Below are 14,923 nucleotides of genomic sequence, written 5' to 3'. Positions count from 1 at the left end.
GACGCAAACCCCCCGCTCAAAGGGTGGTTGGCTGTATGGCGCATCAGGCAAGAGAAACGCGCAGTCATATCATTTGCTCCGCCTTGGCGGCGCGCGCCTTTTTCTCGATCTTCTTTTGGTTCATCGCCCGGAAGTCAGGGCGCAGGTTCGGTGCCCCTTCCCAGATCCCGGCGGTGTCGCCCGCGCCGACGCCCTCGAAGAAGTCGCGCATCTTGTCCATGCGGCCTTTGTTGGCCATTGCCGCATTCACGACCTCGGCCAGCGACCCCGCGCCCGCCGGCCCCATCAGGGGCCGCGCCGAAATCAGGTTGGTGAAGTACAGCGCCGGGATGCCCAGAGCCTTTGCCTTCTGCACGACCGGCGTGGTGCCAATGGCAAGGTCAGGCTTGATCCCTTCCATGGCGGCACAATCGTCTTCGAGCGAGGCACGGAATTTCACTTTGACGCCGCGCGCCCTCAGCCACTCAGCATCCTCCGCCGACCATGGCGATTTGGCGCAGGCGGTGCCGACATAAGGGATCGTCGCGCCGCTTTCGATCAGCAGCCGGGCGACGAGCAATTCGCTGCCTTCATATCCCGACAGGGTGATCACCCCCTTGACCGGAGCCGCCGCAAGCGCGCCCTTGATCGCGGGCAGGAAAGCGTTTTGCGAGGCCGCCACAGCGTCGGAGGACAACCCGAAGGCATCGCCAATCGCCGCAAGCCAGGCTGCTGTGCCGTCATGACCAACCGGCGCGCTGCCGACGATCTTGCGCCCGGCGGTCTCAAATTCCCGTACGGCGGCTGTATAAAACGGATGAATCGCTGCCACCGCGCCGCAATCCAGCGCGGCGTAAAGTTCGCGCCATTCGCGGCATGGCACCACCGGCCCGGCGGCAAGCCCCATCGGGGCCAGCATCGCGCCGATCATCACCGGATCCGCTGGGAACATTTCGCCCAGCAAGGTCACTGTGGGAAGGTCGGAAACCCCGCCAACGGGCGCCGGAACCGGGCCTGCCTTGACCTCCTTGCGGGCATAATTCAGCATCGCCCCGGCAAGAACGTCCTTGGCCTCGGCGTGGGTGGGGATGCCAAATCCCGGCACGTCGATCCCAACGATCCGTACGCCGTTGATCTCATCAGGCAGCAACCGAAGCGGCACGCCAGAGGCGGTCGGCACGCAAAGATTGGTCACCACCACTGCGTCATACAAATCAGGATCGGCCAGTTCGTGGACCGCATCGCGAATGTCTTCGAACAGCTTGCCGGTCACCAGCGATTCCGAGTTGAACGGCACATAGCCTACGGACCGCCGCGCCCCGTAAAAATGGCTGACAAAGGTCAGACCATAGACGCAACAGGCCGATCCGCTGAGAACCGTGGCTACGCGCTTCATCCGCAGGCCAACGCGCAGGCTGCCAAAGGCTGGACACATGCTTTGCGGTTTGTCGTGCGGCCCTGTCGGGTAATCACGGGCATATTGGTCAAGAATGTCGCTTGATCCGGCGGCGCGGGCGGCCTTTTCCAGCTCACTGCCGGAATGGCAGCCAAGCTCCGGCGGCCCGGACAAGTCAGGACCGGCCTCGCGCGCTTTGCCAAGGGTCACGTCGGCCTGGGCCGCGTCGTCATAGGTGATTTCGTCGGTCATTTTGCCTCCGACTGGCTGGCACGCTCGGGCGTGCTGCGCTGGATATCCGACAGGAGGCGCTTGATCTGCTCGGGCCGTGCCCGGCGCAACCAGTCGCGTACCTCGGCCAGGACAGGGTTGGCGGATCGTTTGGGCGTGGGATCAGGCCTCGTCATAGACCACCTCCAGCGACTCCTGCGGCTTGGCATACTTGCCACGCATATCCGCGTCGGTGGCCGGCTCCAGCACAACGTCACCGCCGGTGTCCTTGCTGTCGAATAGCGCCAGCAAACCGTCCTGATCCAACGGCGAGGGCCGCACGGGCGGCGCCAGAGACACCGCTTCGGCCAGTTCGGCAAACAGGCTGCCCCATTGGCTTTGGGCCGTGCCGACGATCTGGTAATTCGCGGATTTCTTGCGCAGGTCATCATCCTGCGGGATCGCCGCCAGAACCGGGATATCCACGGACTTGGCAAAGGCCTGCGCCTCGCCGGAATGATCGTCCTTGTTGATCACAAGGCCCGCGACCCCGACATTGCCGCCGAGCTTGCGGAAATACTCCACCGCCGAGCAGACATTGTTGGCGACGTACAGCGACTGCAGGTCATTGGACGCGACGAGGATCACCTTCTGCGCCATGTCCCGCGCGATCGGCAGGCCAAATCCACCGCAGACCACATCGCCCAGAAAGTCGAGCAGGACATAGTCGAAATCCCAGTCGTGAAAGCCGAGTTTCTCCAGCAGCTCGAAGCCGTGGATGATCCCCCGCCCGCCACAGCCGCGACCGACCTCGGGCCCGCCAAGCTCCATCGCAAAGACGCCGCCGCGTTTGAAACAGACATCGCCAATGGCGACCTGCTCTCCGGCGAGGTTCTTCTTGGTCGAGGTTTCGATGATCGTCGGGCAGGCCTTGCCGCCGAACAGCAGGCTCGTGGTGTCCGATTTCGGATCGCATCCGATCAGCAGCACGCGCTTGCCCTGCTCGGCCATCATGTGGCTGAGATTGGCCAGCGTAAAGGATTTTCCGATGCCGCCCTTGCCGTATATCGCGATGATCTGCGTCTTACTCTTCGGCTCATCGGTGACAAGATCGGCCAGATCCTCGTGCGCCTCGTCACGCAGTCTTTGGTCGAAGTCCTTCAGATTGGGTACGTCGTCCTTCACGCTGCGTCCTTCCAGTTGAGTATCATTTTCAGGCAATCGGCGTCGTCAAAGGCCGTGCGGTAGGCCGCAGGCGCTTGATCGGCCGGAGCCCGGTGGGTGATGAGGCCGCCCAGAGACAGCGCGCCGGTCTCGACCAGGGCGCGCACGGCGCTCAGGTCATCGCGGGCCCATTCGGCGGCCACACGCAGCCGCGCCTCTTTCATGAAAGCGGGCGGAAAGGCAAAGCTGAGCCCTTCGGGATAAAATCCGGCCAGAACCACTTCGCCGCCCTTGGCGATCCGACCGATCAGATCATTCAGGATCGAAGCGTTTCCGGAGGCGTCATAGATCGCGCGATAATCGCGGCGCGGGTCATCCTCGGGCGCAATGACATCATAGCCTATGGCGCCGCTGCGGCGGCTGTCCTGCGTTTCCCAGACGGTCGGGGCCGGAGCGCCCGCCGCAATTGTCAGACGCGCCAGCAAGCGACCCAGAGTTCCGTGGCCGACGATCAGGTCGGGCACGCGCTTGTCCAGTCCGGCCATGGCATGGCGGGCAGTTGCGGCAAGGGCCAGCAATGCGCCTTCGGCGCCGAGGCCGCTGTCGATTTTGGTCACCCGGGAGGCCGGCGTCACCAGGTGCGACGCCGCCCCGCCAAACAAGCCAAAGGCCCCGTCAAAGCAATCGGCCCCGGGAACGAAGACGCGATCGCCGGATCTGAACCCGGTGCCCGGCGCGGCCTCGACCACTTCGCCGGTGGATTCGTAGCCCGGTACCAGAGGATAACCCATGCCCGGAAACGGCGGCATGGCGCCGGACCAAAACAGTTTTTCCGTGCCGGTGGAAATTCCGGAATTGGAAATTTCGACGATCAGATCATCTTTGCCCGGCGCCTTCAGCGCCAAGGTTTCCAAATGAAGATCCTCAGGACCATTCAGGAGGACAGCGAGAGTATCCATGAACGCCTCCCATTCTGCGATTGCGCTGGCGGGTATCGCCGCGTCTTATCGCCACGTTAATGTAAGCCTACACGTACACAAAAATCTGTCAATATTAGTTTACACCAACTGATCCGCGTCAGGCCCGCTTGGCCGTGATCACGCGCGTGATGTAAGGGCGGGCGGGCTGTGGGCTGTGAAGATCGGAGAAGCCGGCTTCGCAGCACAGCTCTGCGATTCGCTCGGCCGAGCGCGTACACCCGGTTCCCATCGCCATCGTGTAGAAGGCGAAGTAGACATCCGTGGCACGATCAGGTCGCGCGCCACCGGACATCGGTTCGGAGATGATCAGCCGCCCGCCCGGCGGCAGTGCCGCGTGGACCTTGCGAAGAAGATCGCGCACCGTGTTGTCATCATGGTCATAGAGCACCCGCACCAGCGAGATGGCATCGGCCCCTTCGGGCAACGCCCTGTCACGAAAGCTCCCAGCCTCAAATGCGGTGCGGCCTTCCAATCCGGCTTCGGTCAGGGTGGCTGTTGCCATGGTCTGAACACCGGGCAGATCGAACACCACCCCCTTCAGACTGGAATATTTGCGCAGAACCGCCCCGAGAAACACACCGGACCCGCCGCCCACATCCATCAAGCGGCGCACGCCGGAAAATGTTACGGTCCGCAGGGTGTCCTCTGCCACCAGAACCTGCGAGCGCGCCATCAGATCAGAATAACGCTCTGACACATCGGCCGGAATCTCGCCGCTTTGGCCAAAGACATAGGGCCAGAACCGCGCCATGTTGGTTTCGCGCGCCCCGCGCAAGAGCGCAACCGGATCAGCCATGTCCTGATAGAAGGCGCGGTTATGCCGGATCATGTCTTCCAGCCCCGGAACACCCAAAATCGCGGCGCCCTTGCGGGCCAGGGTGAACCGCCCGTCGCGGCGCAGGCGCAGCAAATCCAACGCGGCTCCGGCCTGCAACAAGGCTTGCAGGCGCGCCACCTCGGTCCCAAGCTCCGGCGCCAGATCCTCGGCGCTCAGGGGCGCATCCAGCAACCGCCGAAGCAGACCAAGTTCGACGAGGGCCCCCAAGACCTGAGCCGCCACAAACCCCTGAAGAATATCGAAGATCGCCGCTCCGTCGCGGCGGGCCATTCCCCGCCCGAAGGGCAGTCGGCTGGCCCAGCGCTGAACCCTCGGTCGCGCGATCAAACGCGGCAGCCATGGCCCCCTGCCGCGCCGCAATTGCGGATCGCTGGCCACTGCCACGGACTTAGACCCGGTACTTTGCGGGCACGGCGGGCATGATCTTTTCGGCCTGATGACTGACCATCCGCGCAAGGGCCGCCTCTCCGGGGCAGGATGGGATGGACGCGATCGCCCCGGCCAGAATATGCGACAGCCGATCCAAGGCACCCTTGATGCCCAATTGGGTCACCGCGTTGGGCCTCCCATGCAGATCGTCCTGCCCCACGGGTTTACCCAGAGATTTCTCGTCGAGCAGCGCATCGCGCAAGTCATCGGCAACCTGGAAGGCCTCGCCGATCAGCGCGCCGAGATCGTGCCACTCCTCCGGGGCATGCCCGGCAGAGATCGCCCCCATCTCGGTCGCGGCTATGAACAGCGCAGCCGTCTTGGACCGGTGGTACGCGCCCAGGTCGATCTTCGGCTCACTTTCCCAGCCCTGCCCGGCACAGATCCCGCCGGGCATGCCCGTGCGTTTGGCCAGCGACAGCAGCAATTGCGCCGCCCTGTCCGGATTGTCAGGCACCGTCCGGGACAGGACTTCAAAGGCAAGCACAATGAGGCTGTCGCCGGTCAAGACCGCCAATGGCTCGGAAAAGGCGCGGTGCACCGAAGGTTTGCCGCGCCGTACATCCGCGTCGTCAAAGCAAGGCAAATCGTCATGCACAAGGCTGGCGCAATGGATCAATTCAAGCGCTGCCGCCGCCGCGTTCGCCAGTTTCGGTTGGTCATCCCCGCAGGACATGGCCACAGAGAGCAGGATCGTCGGCCGAATTCGCGCGCCCCCAGGCGAGGTGGCGTAATGCAGGGCCGCGCCCAATTGCAGCGGTGCCTGACCATCCTGTGACAGGTCCAGCGCGCGCGCCATGGCCGTTTCGATGCGTTGCGACAATGGCATTGCGGTCTCCCTCGCAGCTGTATGTAAATTGATAATTACATACGTTGTGTAAATTAGAATGGACACTTTGGCGCAGCGAGTCAATAATTGCAGCATGACATCTGCACCCAAAGGTCCGGCCACCGGGCAAAGCGCCCTGGTCATCGGCGCCGGAATCGGAGGACTCGCCGCCGCCGCGCGGCTGGCTCATGCCGGCTTTGCCGTCACCGTTCTGGAACGGCATGGGACGCCGGGAGGCAAGATGCGCTGCATTCCCTCCACGGCGGGACCGGTGGACGCAGGTCCGACGGTTCTTACCCTGCGCCCGGTGATTGAAGCGCTGTTTGCGGCCTTGGGCGAACGGGTTGAGGCTCACCTGACCTTGCTGCGCCAACCATTGATCGCGCGACACTTCTGGCTCGATGGCAGCCAACTGGACCTCTACGACAGCCCAGCCGCCAATATGCACACCATCCGCGCCTTCGCCGGCGCAAAAGCGGCCCAGCAATTCAGGGTGTTCTCGGACCGCGCCAAGGCGTTGTTCTTCGCCTTCAATGGGCCAATGATGCAAGCCGCGGCGCCGTCGCGGCTGAGCGTAACGCTGCAATGCCTGCGCCGCCCGCAGGTGCTCAGGCAGATGGCGCCTTTGGCCTCGCTTGCCGATCTGCTGGATCGCAGCTTTGACGACCCGCGCCTTGCGCAACTGTTTGGACGCTATGCCACCTATGTCGGCGGCTCTCCCTATCAGGTCCCTGCCCTGCTGGCGCTGATCTGGCAGGCAGAGGCGGCGGGCGTCTGGAAAATTCAGGGTGGCATGTTTCAACTGGCCCTGACGCTCGAGACCCTGGCAAAGGCGCGCGGAGCAGTATTTCTGTACGACAGCCATGTGGCAAGGATCGACAGCGCGTCAGGTCGGGCCATTGGCGTGACGCTGGCCGACGGAACACCGCTGCGCGCCGATGTTCTGGTGTTTAACGGTGATCCGCGCGCGCTGGCGGTTGGCGCGCTCGGAGCTGAATGCAGCACGCTGGCGCCACAGACAAAGACCCGGCCACGCAGCCTTTCGGCGCAAGTCTGGGCCTTTGCGGCGCAGCCATCCGGCCCGGATCTGGCTCATCACAACGTGTTTTTCCGCGACGCGCCCAAACCCGAATTCGACGCCTTGGCACAGGGCAAATTGGCCCCCGACCCCACGCTTTACATTTGCGCCATGGATCGCGGCGGTCCGGCGCCGCCACCGCGCGTCGAGCGCTTTGAAATCATCGCCAATGCCCCACCGTTGCCCGCCCATGATCCGGAGTTTTCGCAATGTCACGACCGTACATTCCAGACGCTGGCGCAGTTCGGCCTGACCTTCGCGCCCAGCCCGAACCCAAAGGCGCTAACAACGCCAACCGGGTTCGAAGCACTGTTCCCGGCGTCGCAAGGATCCCTTTACGGGCAGAGCCCGCACGGTCTTATGGCGGGCTTTCAACGCCCCAAGGCACAGACCGCGATAAAGAGGCTGTATCTGGCGGGGGGCGGGGCGCATCCAGGGGCGGGCGTGCCGATGGCGATCCTCTCCGCACGGCACGCGGTCGAGATGATCTTGAAGGACCGAACTTCAACCTTCGCGTCCCGCCAAACGGCTATGCCTGGTGGTATGTCGACGGAATCAGCGCCTGCGGAACCCGCGCCGTCAGCGTCATCGCCTTCATAGGGTCGGTATTTTCCCCTTGGTACGCGTGGTCCGGGCGCAAACGTCCCGAAAATCATGTCTGCATCAATGTCGCCACCTATGGTCCCGGCGGCCGTTTCACCATGACGGATCGCGGTGAAAGCGCCCTGAGACAAGCCCCGCACAGCCTGACCGTGGGCCCCTCCGCGCTGCATTGGCGCGCGGGCAAACTGATCATCGACATCAACGAAATCAGCAGTCCGCCCTTTGTTTCGCGCGTTCGGGGGCGCATGACCCTGACACCGTCCGCTGTCACCGGGGTTGAATTGCCGCTGACACCGGAAGGCACCCATATCTGGCGTCCCTTTGCGCCGATCTGCACCATCAACGTGGATCTGGACGCCGAAGGCTGGCGCTGGCAGGGGCACGGGTATTTCGATGCCAATTTTGGCACCCGCGCACTGGAGCAGGACTTTGACTATTGGACGTGGGGCCGCTTTCCGACGCGGCAGGGCAGTACTTGTTTATACGATGCCGCGCGGCGGGACGGCTCCACCCTGAGTGCGGCTCTGCATTTTGACTCGGGCGGCACCGCGAAAAGCGTCCCGGCCCCGCCCAGGGCCGCCCTGCCGCGTTCGCTTTGGCAGGTGCGGCGTGAAACGCGGGCCGATCACGGCCATACGCCCCGGCAAGTGCAAAACATGCTGGACGCTCCGTTCTACAGCCGCAGCGCCGTGCAAACCCATCTGAACGGAGAGGACACCACGGGCGTGCACGAGGCACTCGACCTGCGCCGGTTCCGGTCGCCGCTGTTGAAACCGATGCTGGCGGTGCGGGTGCCACGGCGGGCAAACTGGACATTTGATTAGGTCAGACGCGGTACGTCTTACGCATCCGCGTCGCGGGTCATCTCCGGGTTCAGGCGCATGACGGAGAAATTAAGCGCCCAGGCAACGCTCACCCATGTCAGGTAGGGCACAAACAATATTCCCGCCAGCCAATCAACTTGCCACAAGGCGAAACAACTGGCCGCGACCGCACACCAAAGCGCCGTCAGCACAACGAGTCCGAGACGCAGCCTGCGAAGGCCAAAAAACACCGGCGTCCACAGTCCGTTCAAAGCGATCTGCAACGCCCAGAGCGCCATGGCGTAGGCATTGTCCGGCGCCACGGCTGCGCGCGCCCCGGCAAAGGCCATGCACAAATAGAGCGTGGTCCAGGCCACCGGAAACAGCCAGTTCGGCGGCGTCCAGCTTGGTTTGTTCAGGCGATCATACCACGCCCCCGGCGGGAACAATCCCCCCGTTGCGCCGACTGAAAAGCAGGCGGCCAGAAATATCGCGAACAAGATCCAGAACATGTGCGCTACCTAAGCCCCTGCATCGGCGACATCAATGCCGCGCGGCGCTCTTCTTCGCGGGCTTTGAGCGTGATCAGGGTGGCGTGCAGTGCGTCGCTCCAATCATGGCTCTTTTTCTGGCGGGCGGTGGCCTCGATCAAGAACAGCGTTTCCGGCACGGGCCGCGCGTGAATGACCGCCGATTTCGGCATTACGGCCGTGGCCCCGGCCCGAACCACCGAAAGCGCAAGCCAGGCCAGCTTTTGCCCCTGCCCCGTCCGGGCGCGATGATCGATGGGATTATACCCGGTCCGCGCCACTTCACGCCCGATCCCGGCATAAATGAACCGCGCGGCGAATATGCCGGGGCGCGCATCAACCGGCAGCGCCGCGATCCCCGCCTCCGAGCGGTTGTAGAGTGCCTGTGCCTCGCGCAGCAGACGGCGAACGACGACCCGCAAATCGGGCGACATGGTCGGCTTGCGCAAGAAGGCCCCGGGGTCGATACCGACCTCGGTCAGCCAGTCCAGTGGCAGATAAAGCCGCCCTTCGCGGGCGTCCTCCCCCACGTCCCGGGCTATATTGGTGAGCTGCATGGCCACGCCCAGATCGCAGGCGCGCGCCAGGGCATCCTTGTCCCGCACCCGCATGAGGACGCACATCATCGCGCCAACGGCAGAGGCGACCCGGGCGCTGTAGGCGCGCAGGCCGGACAGATCATCGTAACGGCGCTCCATCGCATCCCAGGCCAGCCCTTCCAGCAGGGCTTCGGGCAAGGCGCGCGGCATGTCGAAATCGTCGATGATCGCGGCAAAGGCCCGATCCGCAGGTGCATTCGCAGGGCGTCCTGCATAGGCCCGGTCCAGGCGGTCATGCAGGCGCAGGACCGCATCGGCCTTGGCCGCCTGCAGGTCCACCTCATCATCGGCAAGGCGGCAAAAGGCATAGAGCGCCAGAGCCGGATCGCGCACCCGCGCCGGGAGTAGCTTTGAGGCGGCGTGAAACGACCGCGATCCATGCCGGATCGCCTCAACGCAATGGTCCAAATCCTTTGGCGCGATCATGCCTGTCCTACCGTTTCAGCATCAGGGATAAGTTGGTCCAGGACTTCCGCGCTGCCGATCACGCCTGGAAGCCCCGCACCCGGATGCGTGCCCGCCCCGACAAGATACAGCCCCTTCGCCTCTTCGCTGACGTTGTGCGGGCGGAAGAAGGCGCTTTGCAGGATGCGCGGCTCGATAGAGAACCCGGCGCCGTGAGGGCTGAGGTATCTGTCCCGGAAGGTCTCCGGGGTGAATACCAGCTGCTCGGTCAGGGTCTTGCCCAGCCCGGGCAAAACATCGCGCTCCAACACATCCTGCACCTTTTGGCGATAGGTCTCTGCCATCGCGTTCCAGTCCACCGGGGCATCATGGCCCAGATGCGGCACCGGGCTGAGGGCATAGAAAGTGTCATCGCCATCGGGCGCGGCGCTTGGGTCCGTCACCGTGGGGCGGTGGATGTAGAGGCTCATGTCGTCCGAAAGCTTTCCATTCAGAAAAATATCCTCCAGCAACCCCTTGTAGCGCGGCCCGTTCAGAATCGTGTGATGGCCGACATCCGGCCACATGCCGCGCGTTCCCTTGGTGCCGAAGTACCAGACGAACAGCCCCATGGACCACCGCGTGCGTTTGAGCCGGGGCGCGGTCCAGCGGCGTCTTTTGTGCTTGCGCAACAGGTGGTCGTAGGTGTGACCCGCGTCGGCATTCGACACGGTTACATCCGCCTCGATCATCTCGCCACTGGTCAGGGTTACGCCCCGGGCGCGGCCGTTCTGGATACGAATCTCATCCACCTGCGCCTTTTGCCGGATCAGCCCGCCCTGAGCGGCGATGACCCCTGCCATCGCCTTGGCAATCGCTTCGACACCGCCCATGGCGTAGTGCACACCGAAGGCCTTTTCGAGATGGCTCACCAGCGCATAGATCGACGTGACGTGGAACGGATCGCCGCCGATGAACAGCGGGTGAAAGGACAGCGCCATGCGCAGCCGTTCATCCTTGACGCACCCCGCCGCATGGTCATGGATCGAGCGGTCCGCCCGTAGGCGGGCGAAGGTCGGCAGCACCTTGATCAGGTCGGCCAAGCGATGCATCGGCCGCCGCCCAAGATCCTCAAAGCCGACGCGATAGCGCGTCTCGCTGTCCTTTAGAAACTTCTCGTAGCCCTTGATATCGTTCGGCGCGAGACGCATGACCTCGGCGCGCATTGCCTCGTGGTCCTGCCGCACGGTGAAATGGCTGCCGTCTGGCCAGCGAATTTCGTAATAGGGGTCCAGAGGCCGCAAATCGACATCATCCTCGAAGCGCAGCCCGCAGGCGGCCCAGAGATCCTGAAAGACCTGCGGGACAGTGACGATCGTCGGCCCCAGATCAAAGCGGTGACCGCCCTGACGAATGGCCGAACCCCGTCCGCCGGGGCCATCGAGCCGGTCCAGAACCGTCACGCGATAGCCCTTGGCGCCAAGCCGCATCGCCGAGGCCAAACCGCCCAGCCCGGCGCCGATTACCACGGCATGCGGCTGCGGCACTTGAAATGCGCGGGCCTTCTGATCAGGATCTACAACTGTCAACATTTCAAAACCGTACACCTGTAAGGTTTAATTGACAATCGCGCATTCTCCCCTTTTCCAAACAGCCCGAACATGTCAGGCTTCCTGGACAGCCTCGCACCGAGGGGGAGAGAGTCCATCCAAGTTGTCAGCCTCAGTTTCTACCAATTCCCGCGCGGCGCCGCGCGGCTGTGGGCCTTTGCGATGATGGGTCTTGCCAGGCCCGCCATGAGGCGCACGCCCGGCATCGGATTCTGGAAACTCTGTGGCTCGGGCACTGGCGAAGGGTTTACCCCGATCCCGAACACCGGCGTCTATGCAATCATCGCCACATGGTCCGATCTCGAAACCGCGCAGCGGCAAACGGCCTCCGCGCCGATCTTTCGCCGCTACAAAGCCCGCGCCACGGAAAGCTGGACCTTGTTCCTCAGTCCCACGTCCGCGCGGGGGGCATGGGCGGGTCAAACGCCGTTCGCCGTCGATCCCGAACGCAGCAAAGGACCGATTGCCGCCCTCACCCGCGCGACCTTGCGACCCTCCCGGTTGCTGCGCTTCTGGAGGCGGGTGCCGGACATCAGCGCCATGATCGGGCAGGACACCAACGCGCTTTTCAAAATCGGCATTGGCGAGGTGCCCCTGCTACACCAGATCACCTTTTCGATTTGGCCGGATGCCGCCTCCATGGCGCAATTCGCCCGCGTCGACGGTCCCCACGCCCGCGCCATCCGCGCCGTGCGCGAAGGCCATTGGTTTCGCGAAGAGCTCTATGCCCGTTTCCGCGTTCTTGGCGACAGCGGGACATGGCAGGGCCAAACCCCACTCAGACGCCTTGGAACAAAGACATGACCAGCCCCTTCCCATTCTCGGCCATTGTCGGCCAGCAACAGATGAAACGCGCGATGGTCCTGACGGCCATTGACCCCGGGCTTGGCGGCGTTCTGGTCTTTGGCGACAGGGGCACCGGCAAATCGACCGCCGTGCGCGCCCTTGCAGCACTTTTGCCGCCGATCACCGTTGTTGCGGGCTGCCCGGTAAATTCGGAAACGCCCGAGGCCTGCCCGGAGTGGGCCAATGTCACCGACCGAGCCCTGATCCAGCGGCCAACCCCCGTGATCGACCTGCCCCTTGGCGTGACCGAAGACCGCGTGACCGGAGCGCTGGATATCGAACGCGCGCTGACGCGGGGTGAAAAATCGTTTGAACCGGGCCTGCTTGCCCGCGCCAATCGCGGCTACCTTTACATCGATGAGGTGAACCTGCTGGAGGATCACATCGTGGACCTGTTGCTGGACGTGGCCCAATCCGGGATCAATACGGTTGAGCGGGAGGGTTTGTCGATCCGGCACGCCGCGCGCTTTGTGCTGGTGGGTTCAGGCAACCCCGAAGAAGGCGAACTGCGCCCGCAGCTTCTGGATCGGTTTGGCCTGTCGGTCGAGGTTCGCTCGCCTGACACCATCGAAGATCGGGTCGAGGTGATCCGTCGGCGCGATGCCTATGAACGTGACACGGCAGCCTTCATGACCAAATGGCAGGCCGAGGATGCCAAGCTGCGGGGCACCATCCTCGCGGCCCGTGCCGCCCTGCCAGACATCGACACTCCGGACGAGATTTTGCACGATTGCGCCCGGCTCAGCATTGCGCTTGGCGCCGACGGATTGCGTGGCGAGCTGACTTTGCTGCGCGCCGCCCGCGCACTTGCGGCCGAACAGGGAGGCAAACGGATCACCCGCGACCATCTGCGCGACGTTGCGCCCCTGGCGCTCAGCCATCGCCTGCGGCGCGATCCTCTGGACGAAGCGGGCTCCTTTGCGCGCGTCGCCCGCGTGATCGCTGAAACCCTGCCATGACCTCGGAGGCCCCGTCGGACTGGACCCGCGCCCTGCGCGCCTTGTCGGCCTTGATGGTCGATCCGGCCCGGCTCGGCGGCATGGTTCTGCGCGCCCGCCCCGGCCCCGTGCGACAAGGCTTTGAAACCGCTCTGGAGCGCCTGCCTCTGCCGCAGCACCGTATTCACCCCGGCGTGGATGACACGCAGCTGTTCGGGGGGCTGAACGTCGCCTCATCCTTGTCCGCCGGACATTTGATCCGTGACGCCGGACTGTCGGAGCGGCCCTGCGCCCTCATCCTGCCGATGGCCGAGCGCACACCACCGAGCCTCTCCGCGCGCCTCGCGCAGCTTCTGGACACGGGCTCCGGCCATATGCTGATCTTGCTGGACGAGGGGGCCGACGACGGCGAAGCCGCCCCTCTGGGGTTGGCGGATCGGCTCGCCTTTTTCGCTGACCTTTCCTTGATCCGCGCCGCAGATGCGACCCTGCGCCTGCCCGCGCCCGCCGATCTCGACAGGGCGCGGCAGAGTTTGCCCTCGGTGGCATGTGCTGCGGAGCACTGTGACCAACTGGTGGTTCTGGCGGCACGTTTCGGAATCGACAGCCAGCGCGCTCCGCTTCTGGCCCTGCGCTGCGCCCGCGCGCTCGCCGCGCTTGACGGTCACACCGCGACAACCGACGCCCATTTGCGCGAGGCGGCCGAACTGGTCTTTGCCTCCCGCGCGACACAAATGCCAGAGACAGAAGATCCCCCGCCGCCACCTGACGCGCCGGAGCCGGACCCCTCGGATGGCGCCAAGACCGACACCGATCCGGCCGAGGACAAGCTGCCGGATGAGATATTGGTAGAGGCGCTCGCGGCCTGCCTGCCCGCCGATCTTTTGCTGCGCCTGAAAAGCGGGCGCAGCCGAAGTACAGGCGCGCAAGGCAGCGGCGCAGGTGCGAAAAAGACCGGAAACCGCCGGGGCCGCCCCCTGCCCTCGCGTCCGGGCCGGCTCAATGATCGCGCACGGATCGATGTGGTCGCCACGCTGCGCGCCGCCGCCCCCTGGCAACCCATGCGCCGCAAATCCCGGCCCGACGGTCCGCAGCTGATCATTCATCCCTCCGATATCCGCCTGCGCCGGTTCGATGATCATTCGGACCGCCTGCTTATCTTCGCCGTGGATGCATCGGGGTCGGCGGCGATGGCGCGCATGGCCGAGGCAAAAGGCGCAATCGAGCTGTTGCTTGGGCAGGCCTACGCCAAGCGCGATCAGGTCGCGTTGGTCGCCTTTCGCGGCAGCGGCGCCGAGGTTCTTCTGCCGCCGACGCGGTCACTGGTTCAGGCCAAGCGGCGGCTCTCCGCGCTGCCCGGCGGCGGCGGAACCCCGCTCGCCACCGGTTTGAAGGCCGCCTTTGAGCTTGCCGTGACAAGCGGACGTTCGGGGCTTAGCCCCAGTCTTGCGGTGCTGACCGACGGGCGCGGCAATATCGCCCTCGACGGCACCCCCGGTCGCGGTCAGGCGAAGAGCGACGCGCAGGCCATGGCGCGGCTCTTGCGTGGCCTTGCGATGCCGACAGTCGTTATCGACACCTCCATCCGCCCCGGAGCGGACAGTGCGGACCTCGCGTCCCACCTGGGCGGCCACTACCTGCCCCTGCCGCGCGCCGATGCCCAGCGCATTTCTGCGGTGGCAGATGCCGCCCTGACGCGCTAGCTGT

14 protein-coding genes are annotated in these 14,923 nt (G+C 64.5%); 5 read left to right on the top strand and 9 right to left on the bottom strand.

Features of this window, described 5'->3' with window-relative positions:
- Positions 1 to 64: 64 nt before the first annotated feature.
- The 6 genes from bchY to ACN2XU_RS09655 all read right to left on the bottom strand — a co-directional run bounded on the left by bchY (position 65) and on the right by ACN2XU_RS09655 (position 5,825).
- Positions 65 to 1,627 carry a chlorophyllide a reductase subunit Y gene (bchY, locus tag ACN2XU_RS09680; protein ID WP_419410230.1) on the bottom strand — a complete coding sequence of 521 codons (1,563 nt, stop codon included), beginning with the start codon at positions 1,625 to 1,627 and terminating at the stop codon, positions 65 to 67.
- Entirely contained in the window at positions 1,624 to 1,782 is a 159-nt protein-coding gene (locus ACN2XU_RS09675) for a hypothetical protein (RefSeq protein ID WP_419410229.1), read from the bottom strand. The genes bchY and ACN2XU_RS09675 overlap by 4 nt, the downstream gene beginning before the upstream one ends.
- Positions 1,769 to 2,770 carry a chlorophyllide a reductase iron protein subunit X gene (locus tag ACN2XU_RS09670; RefSeq protein ID WP_419410228.1) on the bottom strand — a complete coding sequence of 334 codons (1,002 nt, stop codon included), beginning with the start codon at positions 2,768 to 2,770 and terminating at the stop codon, positions 1,769 to 1,771. Before ACN2XU_RS09670 ends, ACN2XU_RS09675 begins: the two co-directional genes overlap by 14 nt.
- Positions 2,767 to 3,708 carry a chlorophyll synthesis pathway protein BchC gene (bchC, locus tag ACN2XU_RS09665; protein ID WP_419410227.1) on the bottom strand — a complete coding sequence of 314 codons (942 nt, stop codon included), beginning with the start codon at positions 3,706 to 3,708 and terminating at the stop codon, positions 2,767 to 2,769. The genes ACN2XU_RS09670 and bchC overlap by 4 nt, the downstream gene beginning before the upstream one ends.
- 118 nt (positions 3,709 to 3,826) lie before the next feature.
- Complete coding sequence (locus tag ACN2XU_RS09660) at positions 3,827 to 4,837, bottom strand: methyltransferase (RefSeq protein WP_419410226.1); 1,011 nt, start codon at positions 4,835 to 4,837, stop codon at positions 3,827 to 3,829.
- Positions 4,838 to 4,955: 118 nt separating this feature from the next.
- Positions 4,956 to 5,825, bottom strand: coding sequence for a polyprenyl synthetase family protein (locus ACN2XU_RS09655; RefSeq protein WP_419410225.1), 870 nt, complete (start codon positions 5,823 to 5,825; stop codon positions 4,956 to 4,958).
- A gap of 94 nt (positions 5,826 to 5,919) precedes the next feature.
- Between ACN2XU_RS09655 and crtD the strand changes: the two genes are divergently transcribed.
- Positions 5,920 to 7,503 (top strand): 1-hydroxycarotenoid 3,4-desaturase CrtD, encoded by a 1,584-nt coding sequence (gene crtD / locus ACN2XU_RS09650; protein ID WP_419410224.1) that lies wholly within the window; start codon positions 5,920 to 5,922, stop codon positions 7,501 to 7,503.
- Positions 7,458 to 8,330 carry a carotenoid 1,2-hydratase gene (gene crtC, locus ACN2XU_RS09645; protein ID WP_419410393.1) on the top strand — a complete coding sequence of 291 codons (873 nt, stop codon included), beginning with the start codon at positions 7,458 to 7,460 and terminating at the stop codon, positions 8,328 to 8,330. The genes crtD and crtC overlap by 46 nt, the downstream gene beginning before the upstream one ends.
- A gap of 17 nt (positions 8,331 to 8,347) precedes the next feature.
- Here the strand turns inward: crtC and tspO are convergent, their stop codons facing one another.
- The 3 genes from tspO to ACN2XU_RS09630 are packed head-to-tail and all read right to left on the bottom strand — an operon-like array spanning position 8,348 to position 11,414.
- Positions 8,348 to 8,821, bottom strand: a complete 474-nt coding sequence (gene tspO, locus ACN2XU_RS09640; RefSeq protein WP_419410223.1) for a tryptophan-rich sensory protein TspO — start codon at positions 8,819 to 8,821, stop codon at positions 8,348 to 8,350.
- Between the two features lie 5 nt (positions 8,822 to 8,826).
- The gene (gene crtB, locus ACN2XU_RS09635; protein WP_419410222.1) at positions 8,827 to 9,864 is read right to left on the bottom strand and encodes a 15-cis-phytoene synthase; all 1,038 of its coding nucleotides are present in this window, start codon (positions 9,862 to 9,864) and stop codon (positions 8,827 to 8,829) included.
- Positions 9,861 to 11,414, bottom strand: a complete 1,554-nt coding sequence (locus ACN2XU_RS09630) for a phytoene desaturase (RefSeq protein WP_419410221.1) — start codon at positions 11,412 to 11,414, stop codon at positions 9,861 to 9,863. The genes crtB and ACN2XU_RS09630 overlap by 4 nt, the downstream gene beginning before the upstream one ends.
- 69 nt (positions 11,415 to 11,483) lie before the next feature.
- On the opposite strand from ACN2XU_RS09630, the gene crtA reads away from it, so the two are divergent.
- From crtA to ACN2XU_RS09615, 3 genes are read left to right on the top strand one after another with little or no spacing between them, the layout of a single operon-like run.
- Positions 11,484 to 12,236 carry a spheroidene monooxygenase gene (gene crtA / locus ACN2XU_RS09625; protein WP_419410220.1) on the top strand — a complete coding sequence of 251 codons (753 nt, stop codon included), beginning with the start codon at positions 11,484 to 11,486 and terminating at the stop codon, positions 12,234 to 12,236.
- Positions 12,233 to 13,237 (top strand): magnesium chelatase ATPase subunit I, encoded by a 1,005-nt coding sequence (gene bchI / locus ACN2XU_RS09620; RefSeq protein WP_419410219.1) that lies wholly within the window; start codon positions 12,233 to 12,235, stop codon positions 13,235 to 13,237. The genes crtA and bchI overlap by 4 nt, the downstream gene beginning before the upstream one ends.
- Positions 13,234 to 14,919 carry a magnesium chelatase subunit D gene (locus ACN2XU_RS09615; RefSeq protein ID WP_419410218.1) on the top strand — a complete coding sequence of 562 codons (1,686 nt, stop codon included), beginning with the start codon at positions 13,234 to 13,236 and terminating at the stop codon, positions 14,917 to 14,919. Before bchI ends, ACN2XU_RS09615 begins: the two co-directional genes overlap by 4 nt.
- Positions 14,920 to 14,923: the final 4 nt, after the last annotated feature.

Origin of the sequence: Pacificoceanicola niger (assembly GCF_048553275.1) — a bacterium.
Taxonomy (GTDB): Bacteria; Pseudomonadota; Alphaproteobacteria; order Rhodobacterales; family Rhodobacteraceae; genus Pacificoceanicola.
The sequence above is the reverse complement of the archived record's forward strand: the minus strand, read 5'-3'. Positions and strand labels throughout refer to the sequence as shown.

Bases quoted from the DNA above. Each gene is read 5' to 3' on its own strand.
- bchY (WP_419410230.1), bottom strand. From the start codon at position 1,627: ATGACCGACGAAATCACCTATGACGACGCGGCCCAGGCCGACGTGACC.
- ACN2XU_RS09675 (WP_419410229.1), bottom strand. From the start codon at position 1,782: ATGACGAGGCCTGATCCCACGCCCAAACGATCCGCCAACCCTGTCCTG.
- bchC (WP_419410227.1), bottom strand. From the start codon at position 3,708: ATGGATACTCTCGCTGTCCTCCTGAATGGTCCTGAGGATCTTCATTTG.
- ACN2XU_RS09660 (WP_419410226.1), bottom strand. From the start codon at position 4,837: ATGGCCCGCCGCGACGGAGCGGCGATCTTCGATATTCTTCAGGGGTTT.
- ACN2XU_RS09655 (WP_419410225.1), bottom strand. From the start codon at position 5,825: ATGCCATTGTCGCAACGCATCGAAACGGCCATGGCGCGCGCGCTGGAC.
- crtD (WP_419410224.1), top strand. From the start codon at position 5,920: ATGACATCTGCACCCAAAGGTCCGGCCACCGGGCAAAGCGCCCTGGTC.
- tspO (WP_419410223.1), bottom strand. From the start codon at position 8,821: ATGTTCTGGATCTTGTTCGCGATATTTCTGGCCGCCTGCTTTTCAGTC.
- crtB (WP_419410222.1), bottom strand. From the start codon at position 9,864: ATGATCGCGCCAAAGGATTTGGACCATTGCGTTGAGGCGATCCGGCAT.
- ACN2XU_RS09630 (WP_419410221.1), bottom strand. From the start codon at position 11,414: ATGTTGACAGTTGTAGATCCTGATCAGAAGGCCCGCGCATTTCAAGTG.
- crtA (WP_419410220.1), top strand. From the start codon at position 11,484: ATGTCAGGCTTCCTGGACAGCCTCGCACCGAGGGGGAGAGAGTCCATC.
- bchI (WP_419410219.1), top strand. From the start codon at position 12,233: ATGACCAGCCCCTTCCCATTCTCGGCCATTGTCGGCCAGCAACAGATG.
- ACN2XU_RS09615 (WP_419410218.1), top strand. From the start codon at position 13,234: ATGACCTCGGAGGCCCCGTCGGACTGGACCCGCGCCCTGCGCGCCTTG.